The 22760-nt window shown below is 35.7% G+C and carries 27 protein-coding genes; 1 reads left to right on the top strand and 26 read right to left on the bottom strand.

Translation table 11 applies throughout. From position 1 onward, the window contains the following. Window positions 1-249: 249 nt before the first annotated feature. The 24 genes from spoIVB to JKP73_RS11700 form a co-directional block, all read right to left on the bottom strand. Complete coding sequence (gene spoIVB / locus JKP73_RS11585) at window positions 250-1542, bottom strand: SpoIVB peptidase (RefSeq protein ID WP_021291168.1); 1293 nt, start codon at window positions 1540-1542, stop codon at window positions 250-252. 232 nt (window positions 1543-1774) lie between these two features. After that, the gene (recN, locus tag JKP73_RS11590; protein ID WP_021291167.1) at window positions 1775-3529 is read right to left on the bottom strand and encodes a DNA repair protein RecN; all 1755 of its coding nucleotides are present in this window, start codon (window positions 3527-3529) and stop codon (window positions 1775-1777) included. A 22-nt stretch (window positions 3530-3551) separates the two neighbouring features. Further along, entirely contained in the window at window positions 3552-4001 is a 450-nt protein-coding gene (gene ahrC / locus JKP73_RS11595; RefSeq protein WP_021291166.1) for a transcriptional regulator AhrC/ArgR, read from the bottom strand. Between the two features lie 31 nt (window positions 4002-4032). Further along, a complete protein-coding gene (locus tag JKP73_RS11600) occupies window positions 4033-4863 on the bottom strand; it encodes a TlyA family RNA methyltransferase (RefSeq protein WP_021291165.1) in 831 nt (276 codons plus the stop codon). Between the two features lie 17 nt (window positions 4864-4880). Beyond that, window positions 4881-5456: a hypothetical protein gene (locus JKP73_RS11605; protein ID WP_021291164.1), complete on the bottom strand. Its 576-nt coding sequence runs from the start codon at window positions 5454-5456 to the stop codon at window positions 4881-4883. A gap of 696 nt (window positions 5457-6152) precedes the next feature. Next, window positions 6153-7037 carry a polyprenyl synthetase family protein gene (locus JKP73_RS11610; RefSeq protein WP_021291163.1) on the bottom strand — a complete coding sequence of 295 codons (885 nt, stop codon included), beginning with the start codon at window positions 7035-7037 and terminating at the stop codon, window positions 6153-6155. Beyond that, the gene (locus JKP73_RS11615; RefSeq protein WP_200411257.1) at window positions 7037-7270 is read right to left on the bottom strand and encodes an exodeoxyribonuclease VII small subunit; all 234 of its coding nucleotides are present in this window, start codon (window positions 7268-7270) and stop codon (window positions 7037-7039) included. Before JKP73_RS11615 ends, JKP73_RS11610 begins: the two co-directional genes overlap by 1 nt. Next, on the bottom strand, window positions 7257-8615 hold the full coding sequence (gene xseA, locus JKP73_RS11620; protein WP_200411258.1) for an exodeoxyribonuclease VII large subunit: 1359 nt from the start codon (window positions 8613-8615) through the stop codon (window positions 7257-7259). Before xseA ends, JKP73_RS11615 begins: the two co-directional genes overlap by 14 nt. Further along, window positions 8605-9465, bottom strand: a complete 861-nt coding sequence (gene folD, locus JKP73_RS11625; protein ID WP_038243809.1) for a bifunctional methylenetetrahydrofolate dehydrogenase/methenyltetrahydrofolate cyclohydrolase FolD — start codon at window positions 9463-9465, stop codon at window positions 8605-8607. Before folD ends, xseA begins: the two co-directional genes overlap by 11 nt. 23 nt (window positions 9466-9488) lie before the next feature. Next, window positions 9489-9869, bottom strand: coding sequence for a transcription antitermination factor NusB (nusB, locus tag JKP73_RS11630; RefSeq protein WP_021291159.1), 381 nt, complete (start codon window positions 9867-9869; stop codon window positions 9489-9491). Window positions 9870-10093: 224 nt separating this feature from the next. After that, window positions 10094-10483: an Asp23/Gls24 family envelope stress response protein gene (locus JKP73_RS11635; RefSeq protein WP_021291158.1), complete on the bottom strand. Its 390-nt coding sequence runs from the start codon at window positions 10481-10483 to the stop codon at window positions 10094-10096. Between the two features lie 28 nt (window positions 10484-10511). Further along, window positions 10512-11873: an acetyl-CoA carboxylase biotin carboxylase subunit gene (gene accC, locus JKP73_RS11640; RefSeq protein WP_021291157.1), complete on the bottom strand. Its 1362-nt coding sequence runs from the start codon at window positions 11871-11873 to the stop codon at window positions 10512-10514. 13 nt (window positions 11874-11886) lie between these two features. After that, window positions 11887-12384: an acetyl-CoA carboxylase biotin carboxyl carrier protein gene (accB, locus tag JKP73_RS11645; RefSeq protein ID WP_038245136.1), complete on the bottom strand. Its 498-nt coding sequence runs from the start codon at window positions 12382-12384 to the stop codon at window positions 11887-11889. Window positions 12385-12613: 229 nt separating this feature from the next. Then, complete coding sequence (locus JKP73_RS11650; protein ID WP_074436652.1) at window positions 12614-13246, bottom strand: SpoIIIAH-like family protein; 633 nt, start codon at window positions 13244-13246, stop codon at window positions 12614-12616. A 16-nt stretch (window positions 13247-13262) separates the two neighbouring features. Further along, window positions 13263-13892, bottom strand: a complete 630-nt coding sequence (spoIIIAG, locus tag JKP73_RS11655) for a stage III sporulation protein AG (protein WP_234447106.1) — start codon at window positions 13890-13892, stop codon at window positions 13263-13265. Continuing rightward, entirely contained in the window at window positions 13889-14509 is a 621-nt protein-coding gene (gene spoIIIAF, locus JKP73_RS11660; RefSeq protein WP_021291153.1) for a stage III sporulation protein AF, read from the bottom strand. Before spoIIIAF ends, spoIIIAG begins: the two co-directional genes overlap by 4 nt. Before the next feature lie 10 nt (window positions 14510-14519). After that, window positions 14520-15695 carry a stage III sporulation protein AE gene (gene spoIIIAE, locus JKP73_RS11665; protein ID WP_021291152.1) on the bottom strand — a complete coding sequence of 392 codons (1176 nt, stop codon included), beginning with the start codon at window positions 15693-15695 and terminating at the stop codon, window positions 14520-14522. Between the two features lie 27 nt (window positions 15696-15722). Next, a complete protein-coding gene (spoIIIAD, locus tag JKP73_RS11670; protein WP_021291151.1) occupies window positions 15723-16115 on the bottom strand; it encodes a stage III sporulation protein AD in 393 nt (130 codons plus the stop codon). 6 nt (window positions 16116-16121) lie between these two features. Continuing rightward, entirely contained in the window at window positions 16122-16328 is a 207-nt protein-coding gene (spoIIIAC, locus tag JKP73_RS11675; protein WP_021291150.1) for a stage III sporulation protein AC, read from the bottom strand. An 18-nt stretch (window positions 16329-16346) separates the two neighbouring features. After that, window positions 16347-16859 (bottom strand): stage III sporulation protein SpoIIIAB, encoded by a 513-nt coding sequence (gene spoIIIAB, locus JKP73_RS11680; RefSeq protein WP_021291149.1) that lies wholly within the window; start codon window positions 16857-16859, stop codon window positions 16347-16349. A gap of 23 nt (window positions 16860-16882) precedes the next feature. After that, window positions 16883-17785 (bottom strand): stage III sporulation protein AA, encoded by a 903-nt coding sequence (gene spoIIIAA / locus JKP73_RS11685; RefSeq protein WP_200411260.1) that lies wholly within the window; start codon window positions 17783-17785, stop codon window positions 16883-16885. A 426-nt stretch (window positions 17786-18211) separates the two neighbouring features. Then, window positions 18212-18769, bottom strand: a complete 558-nt coding sequence (gene efp / locus JKP73_RS11690; protein WP_021291147.1) for an elongation factor P — start codon at window positions 18767-18769, stop codon at window positions 18212-18214. A 15-nt stretch (window positions 18770-18784) separates the two neighbouring features. Then, the gene (locus JKP73_RS11695) at window positions 18785-19846 is read right to left on the bottom strand and encodes a M24 family metallopeptidase (protein ID WP_200411261.1); all 1062 of its coding nucleotides are present in this window, start codon (window positions 19844-19846) and stop codon (window positions 18785-18787) included. Window positions 19847-19956: 110 nt separating this feature from the next. Then, window positions 19957-20475, bottom strand: coding sequence for a YqhR family membrane protein (locus JKP73_RS11700; protein ID WP_200411262.1), 519 nt, complete (start codon window positions 20473-20475; stop codon window positions 19957-19959). A gap of 355 nt (window positions 20476-20830) precedes the next feature. On the opposite strand from JKP73_RS11700, the gene JKP73_RS11705 reads away from it, so the two are divergent. Then, a complete protein-coding gene (locus JKP73_RS11705) occupies window positions 20831-21211 on the top strand; it encodes an SA1362 family protein (RefSeq protein WP_038243799.1) in 381 nt (126 codons plus the stop codon). Window positions 21212-21242: 31 nt separating this feature from the next. On the opposite strand, the gene JKP73_RS11710 is transcribed toward JKP73_RS11705, so the two are convergent. Beyond that, window positions 21243-22136, bottom strand: a complete 894-nt coding sequence (locus JKP73_RS11710; protein WP_038243787.1) for a patatin-like phospholipase family protein — start codon at window positions 22134-22136, stop codon at window positions 21243-21245. A 123-nt stretch (window positions 22137-22259) separates the two neighbouring features. Continuing rightward, on the bottom strand, window positions 22260-22679 hold the full coding sequence (gene mntR, locus JKP73_RS11715; protein ID WP_021291142.1) for a transcriptional regulator MntR: 420 nt from the start codon (window positions 22677-22679) through the stop codon (window positions 22260-22262). Window positions 22680-22760: the final 81 nt, after the last annotated feature.

Here is a 22760-nt window from a genome sequence, read left to right on the forward strand (position 1 = left end):
ATATTCTACAGAACTCCCAAATATCCTTCTTTTATTTAAAAAACTTTGGTTTTTTTGAAATTTACTTTAATTTGCTTTCAGATTCTCTAAATTACGATATGATTCGATAATTATAGACAGGTTTGTCGAAAAATATTTGACTAAATTATACCATATTTAACCATAAAGAAGCATTGTTTTCTAATAATTTAAATAAAATTTAACAAAAGAGAGACTTGTAATGGATGGATTCCAAAACAAGTCTCGATATTAACCAGCTTTATTTGTTTCTTCCTGTTCCTTATAAATGTCAATTCCTGCATCTTGAAGCATCCATTCAATATGCACACCATATCCAGAAGTTGGATCATTAACAAAGACATGAGTCACTGCACCAATTATTTTACCGTTTTGTATGATTGGGCTTCCACTCATACCTTGTACAATGCCGCCGGTTTTATTGAGCAGTTCTTTATCGGTTATTTTAATTACCATTCCTTTGGTAGCAGGAAATTTCTGTGGTACGCTACTTACCACTTCTACGTCGTATTCTTCAACTTTTTCGTCATCTAATACGGTTAAAATCTTGGCAGGCCCTTCTTCTACTTCATGGGAAAGTGCAATGGGCATTGGTTTTTTCATTCTTCCATTTTCCATATCGTTATTTAATTTACCGAAAATACCAAACGGACTATTTTTGGTTATATTCCCAATTTTGTCATGTTCCGATGAAAATTTCGCTTGTTTTTCTCCTGGAATTCCATTATTCCCTTTTTCAATGGAAGTCACTGAAGAACGAACAATGGAACCATCATGAATTTCAATCGGTTTTTTCGTATCCATATCTGAAATCACATGACCTAATGCACCGTATTTTTTTGATTCCGGATCATAAAATGTCATTGTACCAATACCTGCGGCAGAATCCCTAATATATAACCCAATTTTATAATCATCTTCGTTATTGTCTAAAGCAGGTTTTAATTCCGTATTAATTGTCTCTTTGCCCCGTTTTAATTTTATATCTAAAGCTTCTTTATCTTCTCCAGCCTCCTCAACAAATGGCTTAACATCTTTCATCTTTTTTATTTCTTTCCCATTTATCTCTAAAATTACATCTCCTACTTTAATATCTGCTTCTTCTCCAGGAGATGTATTTCCGTTTTTTGCATTAACTAAATGATGGCCAACAACTAAGACCCCTTTGGTATGCAATTGTACTCCAATTGATTGACCGCCAGGTACAACTTTAATATCGTCCAAAACATTAACGTCTACTTTCTTAATTGGCAGTCCAGCAAATTCATAAAAAAGCTCGCTGTTTCCCGATTCTTTCGTATAAAATTCGTTGGATTTTGCAGCTTGTACTGTCTTGTTCGAACTATTAATTGTTATATTTTCACCCAAGGTTGGTAAGTCAATCGGAGCCCGGCTATTAACCGTAACAATATCATTTGGGATGGATAAATATTTTTGAATAGGGGTTAAAAAAGGAATTGTAACCACTGCTAAAAGGAGTATTAGTCCTATACAGAATCGTAATTTATATTTTTTTCCGTCCAATTATTTCACTCTCCTCGTTCCTTACCCAAACCACCTTTTTTGTTTCTCTGTACTTCTAATTTGACCGAAGCATGTTCGTTTTAAACTGGTGAAACATAAGCAGTCTACCTAACATTTCCTTAAAGTAAGACAGTATTCTATGTATATGTCGGCAAAATGGGAAAGTTCAGTTGCATACATGTATGATATTACTAACGTTGGAATGAAGTATATAATAAAAAAGCCAGATATTTTATTTTCTGGCTTTTTCTTTATAATTATGCTTATTTTTTGATTTAAAGTTAACAGCCATTTCCAACATCTCACGTCCATGCTCGATAGCTGTCTCTGTAAGTTTTGTTCCAGTAATCATTCTTGCTAATTCATTTACTTGGTAATCAACGGATAACTCGATCACTTTTGTTGAAGTATGGTTATTATCCACTTGTTTTTCAATTAATTTATGTGTATCAGCCATTGCAGCTACTTGAGGAAGATGTGTGATGCACAATACTTGGGATTGTTGTGATATATGATGTATTTTTTCTGCGATTGCTTGTGCAACTCTTCCACTGACTCCAGTATCAACTTCATCAAAGATAACACTCGTAACACCTTGATGCCTTGCAAAAATTTTCTTTAAAGCCAGCATGATTCTGGATAATTCACCACCAGATGCTACTTTACTCAACTCCTTAATCGGTTCACCCGGATTCGTTGAAATCATAAAATTGATTTGGTCAAAACCGTTTTCATGAAGACGTATATCCTGATAGTCATCTCGCTTTACGCCTATATCTTTATCTTGTAACAAAAAAGAGACAGAGAATGTAGCTTTTTCAAGATAGAGGCCTTTTAATTCTTCATGGATTTCTTTGGTTAAACTATCTGCTGCTTTTTGACGTAAATCATGTAATTCTTTCGCTTCAAGGTAGGCATCTTTTGCCTTATCATTAATTTGATTTTCAAGTTTTGATAAATGAGAATCTTTATTATTTATTTCTTCGATTTCTTCTTCAATTTGAGACATATATTGTAAGATCTCATCAACGGTAGCACCATATTTTTTCTTTAAACGGTTTATTTCATCTAGTCGAGACTCGATCTCATTAAGTCTTTCAGAATCGAATGCTAATGTTTCAATATGATGTCCGATGTCATGGGTTAATTCTTCGAGACCGAAATAATAATTAGCAATTTCCTCTGATTTTTCAGCAATAAATGGGTCAATATTAGAATTATCTTGTAAGGCCATTTGTGCATTATTCACCCACTCAAGACCTCTTTGTTCTCCGTAAAGAGCATTATAAGCATGTTGCAGAGCAGCATGAATACGTTCGAAATTCGCTAAGGAATTCCGCTCTTCTGCTAGAACTTCATCTTCATGAGGCTCTAATTTAGCATTCTCTAGTTCATTCATTTGAAATTGAAGTAAATCAAGCCTTTGTGCTGTTTCTTGTTCATTTTCACTCAATTTTCGATACTTTTTCTTTAAAGTTGAAAGCTGCTCATATAGAATGCTGTATTCTTTTTTAGCTTGACCAATACGCTCTGGATCATATAAATCCAATAAATGGATATGATTATCTGTATCCATTAATGATTGCGTTTCATGTTGGCTATGAATATCGATTAGTGTTTTTCCGAATTCTTTGAGAATAGCTAATGTCACCAATTTACTATTGACACGACAAATACTTTTTCCATTAGCAGTAATAGTTCTTCGAAGTACAATGTCATTTTGGATTTCTATTCCGTATGCTTGACTCTTTTCATATATGGGATGATTGGGATTATCTATTGTAAACAATCCTTGAATATCTGCTTTCTTTGCCCCATACCTAACAAATTCCACAGAACCTCTACCACCAGCAAGTAATTGTATAGCATCAATAATAATTGATTTTCCAGCTCCCGTTTCACCAGACAATACCGTAAGACCCTCATCAAACGTTATTGAGATTTTATCTATGATAGCAAAATCTTGGATGGATAACTCTGTTAACACGCGACTCTTCACCTCACATTTATCACAGCATTTGAATAAAACGATCTTTAATCGATTCTGAATCAGCCTCTGTTCTACAAATGATTAAACAGGTATCATCACCACAAATCGTCCCCATAATTTCTTCCCAATCTAAGTTATCAATTAAAACTCCAACCGCATGAGCGTTACCAGGAAGCGTTTTTAAAACGATAAAATGGCTGGCATGTTCGATTTTTACAAAAGCATCCATAATTAAGCGTTTAAGCTTGTCCAATGGGTTAAAGCGTTGGTCTGCAGGTAAGCTGTATTTATACTTTCCATTGCTTGCTGGAACTTTAACTAGGTGCAGTTCTTTAATGTCTCGTGAGACAGTCGCTTGGGTTATTTTGTACCCAAGGTTTTTAAGATGATCGACAAGCTCATCCTGAGTCTCTATTTCATTTTCCGTAATTAATGCTCGAATTTTAATATGTCGTTGAACTTTACTCATAGGGCGCCCCCATTTCAGTTTACATCGGTTCTTAATCTTTTTTATTAGAATCAAGCAGGTCTATATGTGCTTTATTTACTACTTTGCCTATTTCTACATCTGTGATACGTTTTCCTTCAAATTGTTTTTTCCAGCCAAAGTGAGCTAGAAACTCAATATTTCCTTCTCCACCTGTTATAGGAGAATAGGTGATATCGAATAATTGGTACTCTTCTGCTTCGGCAAAAGCAACGATTTGTTTAATCACTTGTACGTGAATATCTTTATTCCGAACAATCCCTTTCTTGCCTACTTGTTCTCTGCCAGCTTCAAATTGCGGTTTAATTAGTGCAACAACGTCACTATCAGCCTGAAGTAGTTGCTTTAATACCGGCAATATTAGACGAAGAGAAATAAAAGAGACATCAATTGAAGCAAAATTAGGTTTATCAAAATGCAGCATATCGGGGGTTACATATCGAAAATTCGTTCGTTCCATTACGACCACTCGATGGTCATTACGCAATTTCCAATCCAATTGATTATACCCGACATCAATTGCATAACATAATGTAGCGCCATTTTGTAAAGCACAATCGGTAAACCCGCCCGTAGATGAACCAACATCAACCATAACTTTATCTGCCATCGTTAAATTGAATTCGTCAAGTGCTTTTTCTAATTTTAACCCCCCTCTACCAACATAGGGATATAACTTGCCTTTAACAGTTAGAGGGGTATGCTCATCTATTTTCATCCCAGGCTTATCCAGGCGCTCATGTTCAGAAAAAACAAGGCCTGCCATGACTATCCGCTTAGCCTTTTCACGGGTTTCAACAAGTTCTCTTTCTACTAATAGTACATCTAATCGTTTTTTACTCATCGTCTTTTCCCTTATTTCTAATTTTTAGGTAGTACTTTTATTTTTAACTTTCTTTCTATAATTGAGATTACCTTCCCTGCAAAGAAAATAATTTTAGTGGAGGCATTAATAGCAAAGAATTTACCTAAAGCCTTTCCGCCAACTGTTAATGCTGCAACAATACTTGTTAAGATAACTGAAATCGTTATTTGAACGGTCGAACCTTCGCCGTGCCCTAACAAGTTAGCCATTTGCAGAACAACAATTGCCGAAGCTGTACCACTTACAATTCCTGATATATCACCAATTACATCGTTACAGAAACTGGCAAATCGATCGGCATTTCTTATAATTATTACGGCCTCTTTCGCCCCCGCTATTTTCTCGGCTGCCATTGCATGAAATGGTGCTTCATCTGCTGCAGTAGAAGCTATACCAAGCATATCAAATACAACCCCTACAAATACAATCATAAAAACAATAAGTAGACCAATAATCCAAATAACTCCACTTAAAATCGAAGAAGAGATTATTGAAAAAATAGCCGCTAACACAAAAGTGATAACGGCAATAGTTAAACTAAATTTAATCGATCGTTTTACATGTGGATTCATTTCTTACCTCTATTATATATAAATTAGTGTTATTCCATTATGTAATAGGAATGGTCATTTAAAAGGTAAAAACTGCGGCTTAGGTCCAGTAGGTTTTCCCAAATGAATACCCCATGTTACCATGAAAGGCGGTTCCCCTTTAAATTCATCTTAGCTTTGTCACCAATAGCTAGACTGGATTGCCACTTAGTCCGCACTATAATCCCTTTTACACGTCATATAGAACAGTCTAGGAGATTTCCTCAACAGTTCTTTACCGTCCCCTAGCCTCTTTTGCAGTGTTGATTTCATAGAATGTAAATAAGCAAATTATTGGCCATCTAACTTGCCATTTAAAGCTCTAATCCCCTCAAGCACCACTCAAGGCAGGCTACGCTGCATATTAGGTGTCCCTTACCATATCTGCAGGTTCATACCCCATTCCATAATAATTACTAGGCTTAGCAAATACTACAGAGATGGGCCTCCGCGGTAATCGGGTCAACGCCCACATGCCTTTGTGGATCGCCCAAAAACCTTAACTCCCAGCATAGACCCAAGGCTGGGCGCCTCAAGCCTACACAAGGAACTTCATCGATGTGCCCTTTGGCGGATTTTTAGGCCCGCCTTCAGGATACGGAGAACTGACTAGAATACTGCACCATTCCTTAGTTATCTTTATTATAGCATATCTTAATCATAATTTCTAATTCAAAATTAATGATCTCGTTCACTAAAATAGATGGTCAGATCCATCAATACAGAGTCGGCTGCATTCGCGTTAGCTAACGAACGTTTTGCCTTCTCAATATACCATTGCTTTTTCTCAATCGCTCCTTCCAAACCAAGCAATTTAGGAAAGGTGCTTTTTTGATTGATCTCATCACTACCAACTGGTTTGCCGAGTTTATTTTCGTCTCCAGTAATGTCTAATATATCATCTTGAACTTGGAAAATTAATCCTAAATAGTATGCAAATTCGGTTAATGATTGTAATTCTTTTTCAGTTGCACCGCCTAGGTATGCGCCTGCATAAACAGCAAATCGCAAAAGTTCGCCAGTTTTAAGTGCGTGAATTTGTTCTAACGCTTCTAGTGTAACCGGATGATCTTCTGCTTTCATGTCTAAGATTTGACCGGCCACCATACCTTTTGGCCCACTTGTCTGTGAAAGAAGCTGTAGCAATATTGTTTTTTGCTCATGATTTAATTGATGATCATTTGCTATTATTTCAAAACTATAGGTTAGTAATGCGTCGCCAGCCAAAATTGCAGTAGCTTCATCAAATGCTTTATGATTTGTTAGTTGACCACGACGATAATCATCATCATCCATAGCAGGCAGATCATCATGGATGAGCGAATATGTATGAACGAATTCTAACGAAGCAGCTGCTGGCATTGCTATACTGTTATCTTTACCATACACATTAAAACTGGCAAGTAATAAGATTGGTCGTAATCGTTTACCCCCAGCATTAACGGAATAAATCATGGATTGTTTTAATTGTTCAGGAATCGTTAATCTGTCTATGCAATCATGTAACAGGTTGTCGATAAGAAGCTTTTGGTTATCCAAATACTCCTTGATACTATATTCCACTATTCTTCCTCCTGCATTTGAAACGGGGCAAGGTCACCCTGTTCATTCATTATTTTCGTCATTTTTTCCTCTACATTGGTTAATTTATCATTACAAAGTTTAGAGAGCTTCATCCCTTCTTGATAATAGTCAATCGCTTTTTCTATAGGTGCATCGCCTGTTTCTAACTTCCCTACAATTTCTTCTAATTTTTCCATTGCTTCTTCAAATGAAAGTTCATCATTTTCGGCCATCGTTCTGTTCCTCCTTTACGTCTACTACCCGACAATTAATTTGACCATCTGTTAGTTTTAAAATAAGTTCATCTGACTTCTTTACCTGCCTTACCGATTTAACGATGGTTCCTTCTTGTAAGTACGGAATAGAAAAGCCTCGTTTCATTATTTCTAATGGATTTAATAAACTTAACTTTTCTATTTTATTCGCTAATTGATCGGTTTTTTTAACGAATGATTGTTGCATCAGATATTGTTGCTGCTTTACCAATTGTTTCAACTGATCTCTTGATCGTTGAACTTGTTTATCCGGTTGTTGAGTTAATAATCGGATATGCAGATGATGATATACTTGTTGGTGTTCAGCCAACTTCGTTGTAATCGCCTTGGATAGCTGATCTGTTTTTGTATCTAATTCTTGTTCTTTCTGTTTAAGTAATTGCTCTGGATAACGAAAAGCGTAGGATTGCTTCACACTAGCTACTTGTTGTCTTTTTTGCTTTACTTGCTGATCTAGATCTTTAGCCAACATTCGTTTCATTGTTATAAGCTTGTCTACTAACTCCTGCTTCGATGGTACTGCTAACTCAGCAGCACCTGTTGGAGTAGGGGCTCTTAAATCTGCTACAAAATCACTAATCGTTACATCTGTTTCGTGACCGACTGCAGAAATAATTGGAATTGTCGAGTGATATATTGCTTCAGCTACGATCTCTTCATTAAAACTCCACAATTCTTCAATAGAGCCTCCACCTCTACCTAATATTAAAACGTCAAATATTGAAGAGGCATTTGCAATCTCTATGGCTTCTTTTATGGAAGCAGGTGCAGTTGTTCCTTGTACAAGTACAGGGATTACAGTAACCTTGGCAATTGGATATCTGCGTTTAATAGTTGTTATAATATCGCGAACTGCAGCTCCAGTTGGTGATGTTATCACACCTATATGTTTGGGTAAGACAGGGATTGTTTTCTTATATTGTTCATCAAAATATCCTTGTTTTTGTAATTTCTCTTTTAATTGTTCATAAGCTATATATAATGCTCCAATACCATCAGGTTCCATTTGTTGTATATATAATTGGTACTGCCCATATACTTCAAATACGCTAATTTCACCTTTAATCAGGACATTCATTCCATTTTCAGGTGTAAATTTAAGCCTTCTGTTATTTCCAGCGAACATAACCGCTTGTATTCGTGTTTGGTTATCTTTTAGGGTTAAATACATATGTCCTCGAGAATGATGCTTAAAATTAGAGATTTCCCCACGTAACCATACTTCACTTAAATGTGGATCTGTATCTATTTTTCGCTTAATATACTTCGTAAGCGCAGTTACTGTAAGATATTTATCCTTCACTGTTCTCGATTCCTTTTGCTGCTTTTATGGTATTTTTTAAAAGCATCGTTATCGTCATGGGCCCTACTCCTTTGGGCACCGGTGTAAGGTATGATGCTTTTTGTGCAACACTTTCAAAGTCCACATCACCCGTTAATGAGCCATCTTTTAATCGATTAATCCCAACATCAATTACAGCAGCACCTTCTTTTATGTAGCTTGCATCAATTCCATTAGCTCTTCCGACAGCTACAATTAAGATATCCGCTTGATTCGTATACTGTTTAAGGTTTTGTGTTCTTGAATGACAATAGGTGACAGTTGCATGATTGTTTAATAATAGTTGTCCAACTGGCTTACCAACGATATTACTTCTTCCTACAATAACAGCATGCTTACCTTCTATTTCAATATCTTTAGATTGGAGCATCGTTAGAATTCCATATGGGGTGCAGGGTAAAAACGTATCCATTCCAGTCATCATTCTCCCAATACTTACCGGGTGAAATCCATCAACATCTTTTTCAGGACGAATTGCTTCAATTACTTTTTGTTCGTTAATATGTTCTGGAAGTGGGAGTTGAACAAGTATTCCATGAACGGAATGATCATCGTTTAATTGATCAATTTGGTTTAATAATTCCTCCTCCGTTATGGTCGTAGGTAACTCAATTAAATCCGAAGAAATACCTGTTTCTAAGCAAGCTTTCTCCTTCCCTCTCACATAGGACTTTGAGGCAGGATTGTCACCGACTAAAACCACGGTCAAGTGTGGATGAATACCATCGTTCTTTAGTGACACTACCTCATCTTTCATTTCCGTTCTGAGTTGCTGTGCTAATTCTTTTCCATTAATTATTTCTGCTGCCATCGTAGACTTCCCCCTCTGTATAATTAATTTACAAATTTAGATAGTACACCATTGATAAATTTGCCTGAATTATCATCACCATATGTATTCCCTAATTCAATTGCTTCGTTTATTGAAACATTCGTTGGAATATCTTCTAAATAATTTAGTTCGAAGATAGCAATTCGTAAAATTGTCTTCTCAACAGAGGCAATTCGGTCAATTGTCCAATTTTCAAGCTTCTCAGATATTAAATCGTCTATCTCAACTTTATACTTTGCTACCCCTTCCACGAGAATGGTTAAAAAAGCATCTTTTGTCTCGTTTTCTAAAAAATGATTCATTGCTTCGATTGGTTGATTATCATTAATATCTAATTGGAACAATATCTGTAATGCCTTTTCTCTTGCCGTGTGTCTGTTCATTATTGGTAACTCCTTTTAACGTATCTTCTACAAATAATAACACGATTATTAACCCAACGCTACAATCAGCAAATGTATCATATATAAAAAAGGATTTCAGCTTATTGATACCTGCTCCGAACCAAACAAATCCAAGGCAATGTGCAACATACATTTGTTGTGGAGGGCTAGGTATCTAAATGAATAAGAGGCCAATCGGATATAAATCCGCTTGACCTCTTGAATTAAGCTTCTATTTCATCGGAGCCTTCTTCCATTTGGATCCCGACAACATGAACATTGATTTCATCAATATCTAAAGCAGTCATATTCTTTAATGTTTGTCTGATATTGGATTGAAGCAATTGAGCTACTTGGGGGATAGATACTCCAAAGTTCAAGATAACAAAAAGATCGATACTTATTCCGCTTTCTGTTAATTCAACCTTTACCCCTTTACTATGCGCTTTCTTTCCAAATCGTTCTGCTACGCCGGACGCGAAATTCCCACGCATTGCGTAGAGACCATCAACTTCTGTCGCAGCTATTCCAGCAATAACTTCGATTACTTCAGGCGCTATTTCTACTTTACCTAGATTATCTTCACTAACGTTCAGTAGAGGTTGTTCACTCATGTGCTCACTCCTTTATTTATAATCGATTCTATTCCGTTTTGTCTTGTACGATGGGATTTTCTTCAAGAAATTTGGTATTGAAATCACCATTAATAAATACTTTATTCTCCATGATTAACCGATGGAAAGGAATGGTTGTATGAACACCTTCCACAATAAATTCATCTAATGACCGTTTCATGCGCTTAATTGCTTCTTCACGGGTATTACCATACGTAATTAATTTGGCCACCATTGAATCATAAAAAGGTGGTATCCGATAATCAGAGTATACCGCTGAATCCACCCTTACCCCAAGTCCTCCTGGTGGTAAGTACATGTCAATAGTTCCGGCAGAAGGCATAAAGTTTTTAAATGGATTCTCAGCATTTATTCTACACTCAATCGCCCAACCTTCCAGCGTAATATCGGATTGTTTAATAGACAGCTCTTCATTATTCGCCACATTAATCTGCTCTTTAATTAGATCCAACCCAGTTACCATTTCTGTTACTGGATGTTCTACTTGAATTCGGGTATTCATTTCCATAAAATAAAAGGAATTACTTGTACGATCAAAAATGTATTCAATTGTTCCTGCACCTTCATATCCAACTGCTTTAGCAGCTTTCACAGAAGCCTCTCCCATTTTCGCTCTAAGTTCTGGTGTTAATGCAGGAGATGGAGATTCTTCAATCAACTTTTGCAACCTTCGTTGAATACTGCAATCACGTTCTCCTAAATGAACGACATTTCCATGTCTGTCAGCCAATATTTGAATCTCAACATGTCGAAAATCTTCTATATATTTTTCGAGGTATACACCAGCATTACCAAAAGATGTTTCTGCTTCTTTTTGGGTTAGTTCAATCCCTTTAAGCAACTCTTCTTCTGAGCGAGCAACTCGAATTCCTTTACCACCACCACCAGCAGTAGCTTTTATAATAACTGGATAACCTATTTCTTCTGCTATCGAAATTGCTTCGTCTTCATTTTCAATAATTCCTTTTGAGCCCGGAACAATTGGAACATTCGCTTCGTCCATTGTTTTTCTCGCAACATCCTTAATCCCCATCTTTTGTATTGCTTCAGGGGTAGGGCCGACAAAAGTAATATTGCATGCACGGCAAATCTCCGCAAAATCAGCATTCTCTGCCAAAAAGCCATAACCAGGATGAATCGCATCGACTTCGGTTAATATTGCTACACTCATGATATTTGTAAAGTTAAGATAGCTGTCTTTACTCTGTGTTGGACCAATACAATAAGCTTCATCGGCCATTTGTACATGTAGTGCTTCACTATCTGCTTGGGAATATACAGCTACGGTTTCGATGTCTAACTCTTTACATGCTCGAATAATCCGAACTGCTATTTCTCCTCTGTTAGCAATCAACAGTTTTTTAATCACTCTTTACATCCCCTTACTTTGTGTTTACCCGGAATAATGGCTGGCCATATTCAACAAGCTCACCATTTTCAACTAGGATTTCTACAATTTCTCCTGAAACTTCGGCTTCGATTTCATTAAATAATTTCATCGCCTCAACTATACAAACAACCGATGATTTGTCCACTTTACTTCCCAATTTTACAAAATCATCTTTTTCAGGGGATGGTGCAGTATAAAATGTTCCTACCATTGGCGATACAATTTCATGATCATATGCAGGCTTACTACTAGGATCCTCTTTCACAGGCTCTTCTACCTTACGTTCCACAACTTGGCGCTCTGCTGGTGTTGCAGCTTCAGCTGGCTCAGGAGAGAGTGAAGCCGGTAAAGCGGGAGCATCTTGTAGTTTTTTCGTTGTACTTGTTTTCTTCAGTGACACTGAAGTTCCATGTGATTCGTACGTGAATTCTTCAATGGTCGATTTGTCAATCAGTTTTATAATTTCTTGTATTTCATTTACATTCATGATTGTTTGGCACCCCTTCATCGTTAAACTTGTTATTAGGTACTAATAACTCCTCTTAATATTCTACGATAAATACATAACAAACTTCAAGATTTATTATGAAGAGGTCATGCACCGTATTCATAGATTTCCGTTTTATTATACCAATGTTACTAGTGGAAAGCGAATGTTTGAACAATCAATGTAAATGAAAAATCCGGGTAACTCAAGTTCCCGGATCGTCAAATAATAATTATTGATTGCTTTCGGTTTCTGTATTTTCAGTTTCGCTGCCTTCCGTTTCATTGTTTTCAGTTTCAGCTTGCGTTTCAGAAGGAACATAGGATACATTAACTTTCTTATCTCCTAATTCATCTTTAACCATTTGTATAATAGAAACAGCGTCTGACTTAGGTAAGCTCTCTTCTACTTTAACTTGTACCGTCACACTATCTTCTTCTGAACGGACTAACACGTCTTCATAATTCGCAGAAGCAATAATGGATTCTTCTAATATTTTTTCTTTCGATGAACGGTCTTCAATACTATCGATTGCTTCTAAAGCTTTGTCTTTTTCTGCAGGCGTTGATGAACTAGACGCTACAATATCTGTGAGTCTTTCTTTTTCCATGTCTCGTTCATCTTGTAATTCCATTCGAATTGTAGTAAATAGCTGATCTTGTCCAACATTCGAAATATCGTCTACTTCTGCATTACCATCTGAATCGGTTGTATCTGAATCTGTTGGTACCGCTTCATTACCATTTCCTTGCCCTTCATTAATATAAGCGAGATCTTCATTGTCTGGAGAAGTCATATAATAAACACTTAATACAATCATTAAACTTAACATCGTTAATAACCAAACTGTTTGCTTTTTTAACATAAAATCATTCCTCCCTTTAATTCTTCTGCATTACAGATACTCTATGCGTAGGAACATCTAATACTCTTGAAACAGCTTCAACTATCCATTTTTTTACAGTTGCATGATCAGCTCCTTTTGCTACGATAAATACACCCCTTACTTCTGGTTTCTTTGTCTGAATAAGCAATGGTACCTCTTTTTCACCTTGTCTAACCAATACTGTTTGCGCTTCTTCTGTTGAATCCTCTACCTCTCTGGTGCCACCATTTTTATCTGTTTCTTTCGTTGTTTGTTGCCCTTTTACTAGATTTTTCTCATAAACTTTTATATTTGTAGATTCTAGATTGACCATTACTTCTGCGTCAGAAACGCCTTTAATTTTGTTTAATAACTCTTGTAAATCTTTGGTGTAAATGGATTCTAGTTCCTCCATATTAGAAGTTGTATTCGTTTTATTGGATGCTGTTTCTTGAGCTGGTTGTTCGGTAGGTGTTTGTTCTATTGGTTGCTGTTCATCCATTGACTCTGGGGATGAAGAAAAGATATTTCCTACAATAAGTAACATTATACTTACCAATCCTAAAATAACGATATATCCTAGTTTTTTAGGTGGTTTCTTACTGCCATCTGCCTTTTGGAAAAGTTTTTCTAATTTTTCTTTCAAGATGCCCCTCCCTCCCATTGCAGTGTAAGTTTTTTATCTTCGAGCTCCCATACATCCTTAAGCAATGCTTTTATCTCTTCATTCTGCTCATTTTCTTTTGCCGTATCAGGGTTGTCCGTATTAATTACAACATCATCAACTATACTCACTGCTCCCTCCCCATCATTTGATTCTCGTAAATAAACAATGACTTCATCCAAATTTTCAAATGTCATCTCCTGTTCATTAGCAAACAAAAACTGTATATCTCTTATCTCTGTTTGAAATTCCTCTTGAAGTGGTTGTTCTGCTAAATCATTTAGTTGGACAGCCATTTGTTCTAAAATATATGCATCTTGTGTGCCATCTATTTCATTTTTTTGAGATTCAATTAAATTTTCCATTGATTCTTCTTCTATCCTGCCTTCCTCAACCCTGTCTATAGAAGCTTCCAAGGCACTTTTAATATCAATATTAAATAGGAAAAAAATTGGTTTTAATAAAATGAGTATAAGAATTAAACCTACTACCAATTTGATATATTTTTTCATTGATCCTGATGGAATAATTAAATCTATGATTGCTGCTAAGAGTAAAAACAAGATAATTTGTGTAACCCAATCAATTAACATTTCCATACTTATCACCCTATCGTAATAGCAAAGTAAGATTACTTGCTACAATTATAATAACGATTGCTAAAAAGAACATAAACGAAACTGCCAAAAGACAGGCTAGAATAAATACGATATATTTACTAATGGTATTTAGTGTCGTTATCACAGGGCCATCGCCAATTGGCTGTAGGACGGCGGCGGCCAATTTGTAGATAATGGCAATAGCAAATATCTTTAATGCCGGGAATAGTGCAATGAATAAGATAATGAGTACGCCTACAATTCCAATTGCATTTTTTAATAATAAGGAAGCACTAAGTATTGTATCCGCAGCATCCGTAAATGTTCGACCGACAACAGGGATGAAATTTCCTGTAATGAATTTTGCTGTTTTCATTGCTACGCCATCTTGAATTGCACTGGCTGCACCTTGAACCGACATCACACTTAAAAAAATCGTTAAAAATACACCCAATGTGCCTAAACCAACCGTTTTGAATAGATTAGCAAGATGTGTAACCTTATAATTTTCATTTAAGCTACTAACAATGACTAATAAAGCAGATAAGAATAGTAAGGGTAAAACGAAGGAAGAAATAATTAAACCACAAGCATGAATAAGAAAGATAATAATTGGATGAAAAAAAGAAACAGCTACGACATTACCAAATGATGCCATAAGACCAAGTACCAGTGGCAACAGAGCGATCATAAAACTACTCATACTATCAATCGCATCTTTCGCATATGTAACTGCTGAATAAAAGCTATTTAATGCTAAAAAAATTAACACGATATAAACAACAAAATAAGCAATCTTGCTTACAGTGCTCTTTTCAAAAGCATTATGCATGGTTTGTAGCATAATGGAAAACAGAGTTAACATAAACAAAGAGCCTAGCAATTTTCCATTTAGAATTAATTCATGAAATAAAAATTCTACAAATCCAATTAGAATATTCTTTAAGGAGATAGAACCTTGATCTTTAATGAATTCATAAACACTTGTTTTTTCAAGTTCAGGCAGATAACCACCGTATTCTTGAACCAGTTCCCCCCAATATTTTTGTACACCTTCCAACGAGATCTCTTTGAGCATACTATCTTGTATTTCAGGAACGTCCGTACTTGCTGAAATCGATGCTTGTCCCAGAAAGAAAAAGAAAAAAGTGAATAACAGGAATACCATTTTTTTAGTTGATTTCATTCCTAATATTTACTCCTTTCTGGAAATTTACGTGGCAGGTAAGAATCGTAAAATTGCCTCAATAACAGCTGTAATAATTGGAACCGCTAATAATAAAATAAATATTTTACCTGCAAGCTCTATCTTAGATGCTACGGATGCTAATCCCGCATCTTTCGTAATACTTGCACCCAGCTCAGCAATATATGCAATCCCAATGATCTTTAGAATGGTTTCCAAATACATGCCATCTACTTGAGCCTTAGCACCTAGTGTTTGAATTAATTGAAAAATACTGCCAATTTGTTGGATAATAGAAATAAAAATAATGATGCCTGTTATAACAATTACAAAAAAAGCAAAGGTACTATTTACATCTTTTAAGATGATAAATAGCAAACTAGCTACAAGGCCCAATGTTACTATTTGTAAAATATCCATATAGCATTACCCTTGATAGAGAAATACAGATTTGATTTGCTGAAATAAATCGGATAAACCATCTATAACGAGTACGAGCACGATAATAAATCCAATTAAGGTGGCAAATTGAGCAATTTCTTCTTTACCCATTTGTTTTAAAATCGTATGAATTAAGGCTACAATAATTCCTATACCGGCTATTTGAAACAAGATAGTAGCATCTGTAAACATCGGGTTAACTCCTTTCCCCTATAGAAGCAGCAATACAATAAATAATCCACATAATACCCCTAAACTCTTTGTCATCTTGCCATATTTCTGATACTGTTCGCTGGCGTCTTCTAATTCTCGATCCAAATGACTTGCAGCTAATTGGATATGCTTTTGTTGTTGAAGAAAATCATGTTGCCCTAACGTTTGTCCAAATTGGAGTAAGATCTCTTTTTCGTTATTTCCTAAACAAGAAATATCCATCAGCTCATCTAAACTATTCTGCCAAACAATACCAAAATCTTTACTTTCCTGATTCATATTTTTATACAACCGATCGAAGAAAGCATGTATTGGAAACGGGGTTTGATTTTTAATCGTGTGAAAAGCATCTTGTAATGGCAATTGACTATACATCATTTCAGCTTCAAGAATCTGTAAAGCATTTTTCACCTGGCGAATATGCTTTGGGCGATTTGCTAAACGATTACTCCATTCAAATCCAATCCACGTCGTTGTACAAATAAACAAAAGTGCACCAACCCATTGCATTGGATCAAACCTCCATTGTATTGTTATGACATTCGTTTTCCCTCTGCATCGTGTATCCCTCGAAAACGTCCCAACGATAATGTGCTGTCTAAAATAAGATAACGATGAAAGATTCTTTGATTTATAAGTGCTTGTATCGTAGGACGCTTTTTTAGTTCTTCTAGTGTTTGTCCATGTACGCTACATACAACAACCACACCAGCGTTTAAAGCTTCCAATAACGCATCCACATCCTTCTTACCGCCGATTTCATCAACAATAAGTATTTCCGGTGACATCGACCGTATCATCATCATCATTCCTTCGGCTTTAGGACATGCATCCATAACGTCTGTTCTTAACCCTAAATCATGTTGAGGTACTCCTTTAATCGATGCAGCGATTTCAGATCGTTCATCGATAACACCTACTTTTTTAGCAGGGACGTTCTTCCAACCTGTGGAAATAATTCTTGCGATGTCTCGAATAAGCGTTGTTTTTCCGGTTTGTGGTGCACCTACGATGAGTGTATTCAGATACCCTTGGTGATAGAGATAAGGCATAATTTTAGTTGCAACACCAATTTTTTCCTTAGCAATACGTATATTCAAAAAAGTGATGAATTGAATTGCTTTAACAGCACCATTTAATGTATTTACTTTTCCTGCTAAACCGACACGATGTCCACCTTCAATTGTCATATATCCTTCTCTAAGCTCTTCTTCCATACGATATAAAGAATATTCACTAAGTTGGTTAATAATGTGTACAAAATCAAGCTTGTTTGGTAAAGCTTGATTGAGCCACTCTTGTTTGGTATGAAAGATTAATTCCAAGGGCCTATTTAGTCGTAAGCGGATTTCTTGTAGCTGATCCCATCTATTCCCAATTCTACTATTTAGTTCATGTTGTATTCCTTCTGGGAAGAGTCTAATTATTTCCTCCATAAATTTTCCTCACTTTTTATATCACTTACTAGTCAATGTATGCTCGCTTGGACAAATTATGACCTATTTACACTAGCTATTACGAAGCATTTATTAATAACCTACTATTATTAATAGAAAGCAGTTAATTAATTGACTATTCTCTGTATTTTTGGAATGCACAAGCAATTAAAAATGGAACAAGAACAAGAATGTATAGTTGAGACAGAAGAAGACTCAAGAGGGGTTTACGCCTAATGGAGAAATGGAAGTCTAACTTCAAAAGGGAGTTCAACAAGGGGCTAATGAAACGTGGAAGAAGCCTTTCTAGTACGATGTGGAAAGAAAAAAATGATGATAGAAGCAGTCCGCCGATATTTCTGCAGATAAACAAAAAGCTGTCGAGTAATACCCGACAGCTTTAACAATTTGATTGAAATTCTATCATTATGCTCTTGATACATATTTTCCATCAGAAGTATTAATTACTAATACATCACCCTGATTAATGAAGAATGGAACTTGTACGATATGCCCTGTTTCAAGGGTTGCTGGTTTAGAACCACCACTTGCAGTATCCCCTTTAATCCCTGGTTCAGTTTCAGTAACTTCCAATTCGACGTTATTCGGAAGCTCTACTCCTAAGATTTCACCTTCATAGGTAATAACAGATACTTCCATATTCTCTTTTATATACTTCAGTTCTTCTTCGATCTGACTCGAAGTAAGCTCAATTTGTTCGTACGTATTTGTATCCATAAAAGCATGTGAATCTCCAGATGCATACAAGTATTGCATTTTTCTTGTTTCTATATGGGCTTTGCTAACTTTTTCCCCAGCACGGAATGTCTTTTCTTGAATACTTCCATTACGTAAATTGCGTAACTTAGAACGTACGAATGCAGCTCCTTTTCCCGGTTTCACATGTTGAAACTCAATTACTTGCCAAATTCCATTGTCTACTTCTATCGTTAGTCCTGTCTTAAAATCATTTACCGAAATCAATTCCTATTCCTCCCATTACAAATAAATTAACTCTTTTGGTGAATGTGTTAACCGCTCGCTTCCAGTTTCCGTCACAACGATATCATCCTCAATACGACAGCCTCCTACAGCGGGAACATAGATACCTGGTTCAACTGTAACGACCATACCGGCTTCTAAATTTTGATCATTTCGAAATGAGAGTGCAGGTCCTTCATGAACTTCAAGCCCTAGCCCATGACCAGTTGAATGACCGAAATAGTCGCCGTAACCGTTCTCTTTAATATAATCTCTCGTAACAGCATCCACTTCTTTTCCTATTACACCTGGTTTAATGTAGTTTACACCTCGTAACTGGGCTTCAAGAACGGTATTATAGATTTTGGTTAATTCTTCACTTATTTCACCAACCGCTACTGTTCGAGTTGTATCTGAACAATAACCTTGATATAAAGCACCGTAATCCAAAGTAACTAATTCTCCTGTCTGGATTTTCTTATCCGAGGCAACCCCATGTGGTAAAGCCGAGCGTTCACCAGAAGCTACAATTATATCAAAACTAGAGGAAGTAGCACCTTGTTTACGCATAAAAAATTCCAACTCATTAGAGATGTCAATTTCACTTACCCCTGGTTTAATATAATGTTGAATATGGTCAAATGCATCATCCGCAATTTTTGCCGCTTTCTTCATTATATCTAATTCATCACTTGTTTTAATTAGACGTAGCGACTCAACTATTCCGCTAACAGGTACTAACTCTGCATCAAAAACGCTTTTAAATTGCTCATATTGCCGGTACGTGACGTGATCTTTCTCGAATCCAAGACGTGTAATTCCCATTTCCTGCAATTGATCTTGAATTTCGAGATCAATGCCTTGTTTATGTTCAACTACCTGAAAACCTTTAGCTTGTTCACTTGCTTGTTCTGTGTATCGAAAATCAGTAACGAATCTTGCATCAGAGCTGCTAATAATTACAACCCCTGCCGTACCAGTAAATCCAGTAATATAACGTCTATTAATTGCACTTGTTATTAAAATGCCATCAACATGATTACTTTCCAATGCATTTCGCAATTTAGTAAGCTTTTCCATGACCTCATCCCTTCCCTGTTATTCTCACTTCATTTATCTAAAACGCAGACTGTATTCAGTTTATCATAAACCTGCACGTTTGAATAACATAAGCTAAACGAAGTAGGTCATTATGCTTTCGCGTTTTTACTATCCTCTTTCGCTCTTTGCAGATCATGATAATCATAGGAAATGGAATATCCGATAAAGGTTCCATATAGAATAAATACGCATAAAGTTGTTACAATGGTATCCATGTCCAAATCAGCTACTTGTGGAACAGTAGAGAATATTGGATTCATAATATAAAATATAATGATCCAAAGAACGATACCAAAGACAACCCCCATCCAGATGGAATTGACTTTTTTTAATAATCCATAATAAACAAGTGCGGTTACTAAAGAAAGTAAGCCGATTGCTATAATGGTAATCACCGTACCCAGCCATGTATCTATCCATTCGGCATGAAACCATGAACTTAATATAAACGATTTCGGAGCAACTTCCGTAAAATTAAAATAGTATAGAATTGTAGCGAATATGCTCCATATAATGCCTCCAATAAAACCTGTAAGTAATGATCTTGACAGGATTGTCATTGGATTTTCATGTTTGTTCTGTTCAAGTTGTTGATTTTGCTGTTTCATTCTAACCACCTCTAATTATTATTATGACCATATGACTTACAACCAATCCTATAAAGTTTAATAATCAGGACAATACTACTATTACAGCGTTCTAACTGAATAGTTCACGGATATAAATATTATTTTCACTTGATTTGATCTAGTTATCTAAGTTGATTTCCAGTAAAATGTAAGAAAAGACTTTCCGATTGGAATAATTTTGAGAAAACAGGAAAGAATTTATATTAAGCTAGCTTAAAAAAAGCGTAATATGCATTCTTTGAAAATCTTTTGTAAAAGCCTGATATAAATTTTTACAGAGTGGTATACACATAATAGGTGGGTATAATGTGAATGATGAAGGAGGACATATGTGATGACTAGAAAATCGATCTCTATACCTGTTTTAATTATCCTTTGCTTAGCCGCAGTTGGACTAATCTCACAATTGTTTACAAATACAGCAAATTTCTTTAGTAGCCTTTTCGTTTCAATCGGAGTTGGTATTGCCATATTCGCTGTCTTTTATTTTGTATTTATAAGAAAACGAACATCTCCCAATGAAATGAAAAAATATAAACAAGCTGTTAAACAATCAAAAGCTAAATACCATCAAGTACAACCAGGAAAAAATACAACAACTACGCCAAAAGTACAACAACCATCCTCTCCAAAAAGAAAACGAAATAAAAAGGCTGCCCATTTACGTGTTATTGATGGAAATAAACATAAAAGAAAGGATCGAGCTTCTTTTTAAAGCTTGATCCTTTCTTTACATTCATATGTAACTATTTCGGCCAATGGGGTAAAAAAGCTTTTGCACTTTCATAGCCTTCATGAATAAGGGAGTCTTTTACTTGTTCACTAATATAAAAATTCGTACTTGTTACACTTTCAACTGGAATGAAAATGATATTATTACTCTGTGATTTAGATATGTACCTTGCATCATGAGCTTCCTTCATTGTTGCAAATAACGCATGTAGCATATCAATTGCATTGGATATTTTTCTTGGTTCCAATTTATCAATTGCTGAAGTACTCAATTTTACACCTAAAATAGGTCTTTTCTTTCTTCCGTGTCTATCTTCAAACACCCATAATGGGAAATTACTTAACAGCCCTCCATCTACGATAAAACTTTTTTTGCGATTCTTGCTTATCATTTTTTTGGGCATAAAAAAATAAGGAAATCCAGCGCTCATTCGAACTGCCTTTGCTACTGAGAAATAAGCTGAATTAATCCCGTAAATACGTTCCAAATCATCTGGTATTACAACAAGTTTTCCTAAAGAAATGTCACTCGCAACTACCTTTAAGTAACTGGGATCAATATCTTTAAATGTATATATACCTTTCGTTGCAAGCTTTCGGTAGATCCATTTCTCCAGTTGATTCCCTTTATGAATACCTAACTGAAAATATAAAAACAACCATTTCGTAAAAGGAAACATTTTTGTTAATGCAGGCGGATCCAATAATTTCTTGAGGTCTAATTCATCTAATAGTATTTCTATTTCCTGATGATCGTACCCTGCGGCTAATAACGAAGCGATAATAGCACCTGCTGATGTACCTGCAACACGTTCAAACGATAAACCTGCATGCTCGATTTGTTGTAGAGCGCCGATAAAAGCATAAGCTTTTACCCCACCACCAGAAAAAACACCATCAATTTTCATATGCTTTCCCCTCTATCGCTTGTTCCTTCCAAACCAGCATATACAGCATATACTGGATAAGGAAGTTTCTCTTATATTTGTAAGCAAAGAAAGGAGCATTTAGAACATGATTTATAATAAACGTTACTGTTCTGCTTCTTGATGCATTTTTTTCAATTCCTCTACGCGTGAACCATCTGCTTTAAAATAGTTAACAACATCACCGATTCGATCAATAGAATTCCAACTAAGGTGATGTTCAATTCCTTCGACATCTACATAAATATTTTCATTATCTACACCGATAATTTCTAGAAATTCTTCTAATAATTCATGACGAAATACTAAACGTTCACCAACTTTTTTACCCTTTGCTGTTAAAATGAATCCTCTATATTTTTCATAATTTAAGTAATCGTCTCGATCTAATTTTTGTACCATTTTTGTTACGGAAGAAGGATGAACCTCAAGTGCTTCTGCTATGTCCGAAACTCTTGCATATCCTTTCGCTTCCATTAAGTTGTATATTTGTTCGATGTAATCTTCCATACTAGGAGTAGGCATTCGCTTTCCTCACTTCCAAGAATAAATTTTAGTCTTATGCAAAACTGTTTCAATACAAAGGATACAGGAAATAAGTAAGTG

It is taken from the genome of Virgibacillus salexigens (assembly GCF_014905415.1).
Lineage (GTDB): Bacteria > Bacillota > Bacilli > Bacillales > Amphibacillaceae > Virgibacillus > Virgibacillus salexigens.

Coding starts and splice junctions, on each gene's coding strand:
- JKP73_RS11615 (WP_200411257.1), bottom strand. CDS start 7,270: ATGGCCGAAAATGATGAACTTTCATTTGAAGAAGCAATGGAAAAATTA.
- spoIIIAE (WP_021291152.1), bottom strand. CDS start 15,695: ATGAAATCAACTAAAAAAATGGTATTCCTGTTATTCACTTTTTTCTTT.
- spoIIIAA (WP_200411260.1), bottom strand. CDS start 17,785: ATGGAGGAAATAATTAGACTCTTCCCAGAAGGAATACAACATGAACTA.
- JKP73_RS11710 (WP_038243787.1), bottom strand. CDS start 22,136: ATGAAAATTGATGGTGTTTTTTCTGGTGGTGGGGTAAAAGCTTATGCT.
- spoIIIAD (WP_021291151.1), bottom strand. CDS start 16,115: ATGGATATTTTACAAATAGTAACATTGGGCCTTGTAGCTAGTTTGCTA.
- JKP73_RS11635 (WP_021291158.1), bottom strand. CDS start 10,483: ATGAGTGAACAACCTCTACTGAACGTTAGTGAAGATAATCTAGGTAAA.
- mntR (WP_021291142.1), bottom strand. CDS start 22,679: ATGCCTACTCCTAGTATGGAAGATTACATCGAACAAATATACAACTTA.
- ahrC (WP_021291166.1), bottom strand. CDS start 4,001: ATGAGTAAAGTTCAACGACATATTAAAATTCGAGCATTAATTACGGAA.
- JKP73_RS11695 (WP_200411261.1), bottom strand. CDS start 19,846: ATGGAAAAGCTTACTAAATTGCGAAATGCATTGGAAAGTAATCATGTT.
- spoIIIAF (WP_021291153.1), bottom strand. CDS start 14,509: ATGGAAATGTTAATTGATTGGGTTACACAAATTATCTTGTTTTTACTC.
- JKP73_RS11600 (WP_021291165.1), bottom strand. CDS start 4,863: ATGAGTAAAAAACGATTAGATGTACTATTAGTAGAAAGAGAACTTGTT.
- folD (WP_038243809.1), bottom strand. CDS start 9,465: ATGGCAGCAGAAATAATTAATGGAAAAGAATTAGCACAGCAACTCAGA.
- spoIIIAB (WP_021291149.1), bottom strand. CDS start 16,859: ATGCAATGGGTTGGTGCACTTTTGTTTATTTGTACAACGACGTGGATT.
- JKP73_RS11605 (WP_021291164.1), bottom strand. CDS start 5,456: ATGAATCCACATGTAAAACGATCGATTAAATTTAGTTTAACTATTGCC.
- JKP73_RS11705 (WP_038243799.1), top strand. CDS start 20,831: ATGACTAGAAAATCGATCTCTATACCTGTTTTAATTATCCTTTGCTTA.
- nusB (WP_021291159.1), bottom strand. CDS start 9,869: ATGAACAGACACACGGCAAGAGAAAAGGCATTACAGATATTGTTCCAA.
- JKP73_RS11700 (WP_200411262.1), bottom strand. CDS start 20,475: ATGAAACAGCAAAATCAACAACTTGAACAGAACAAACATGAAAATCCA.
- spoIIIAC (WP_021291150.1), bottom strand. CDS start 16,328: ATGTTTACAGATGCTACTATCTTGTTTCAAATAGCCGGTATAGGAATT.
- JKP73_RS11650 (WP_074436652.1), bottom strand. CDS start 13,246: ATGTTAAAAAAGCAAACAGTTTGGTTATTAACGATGTTAAGTTTAATG.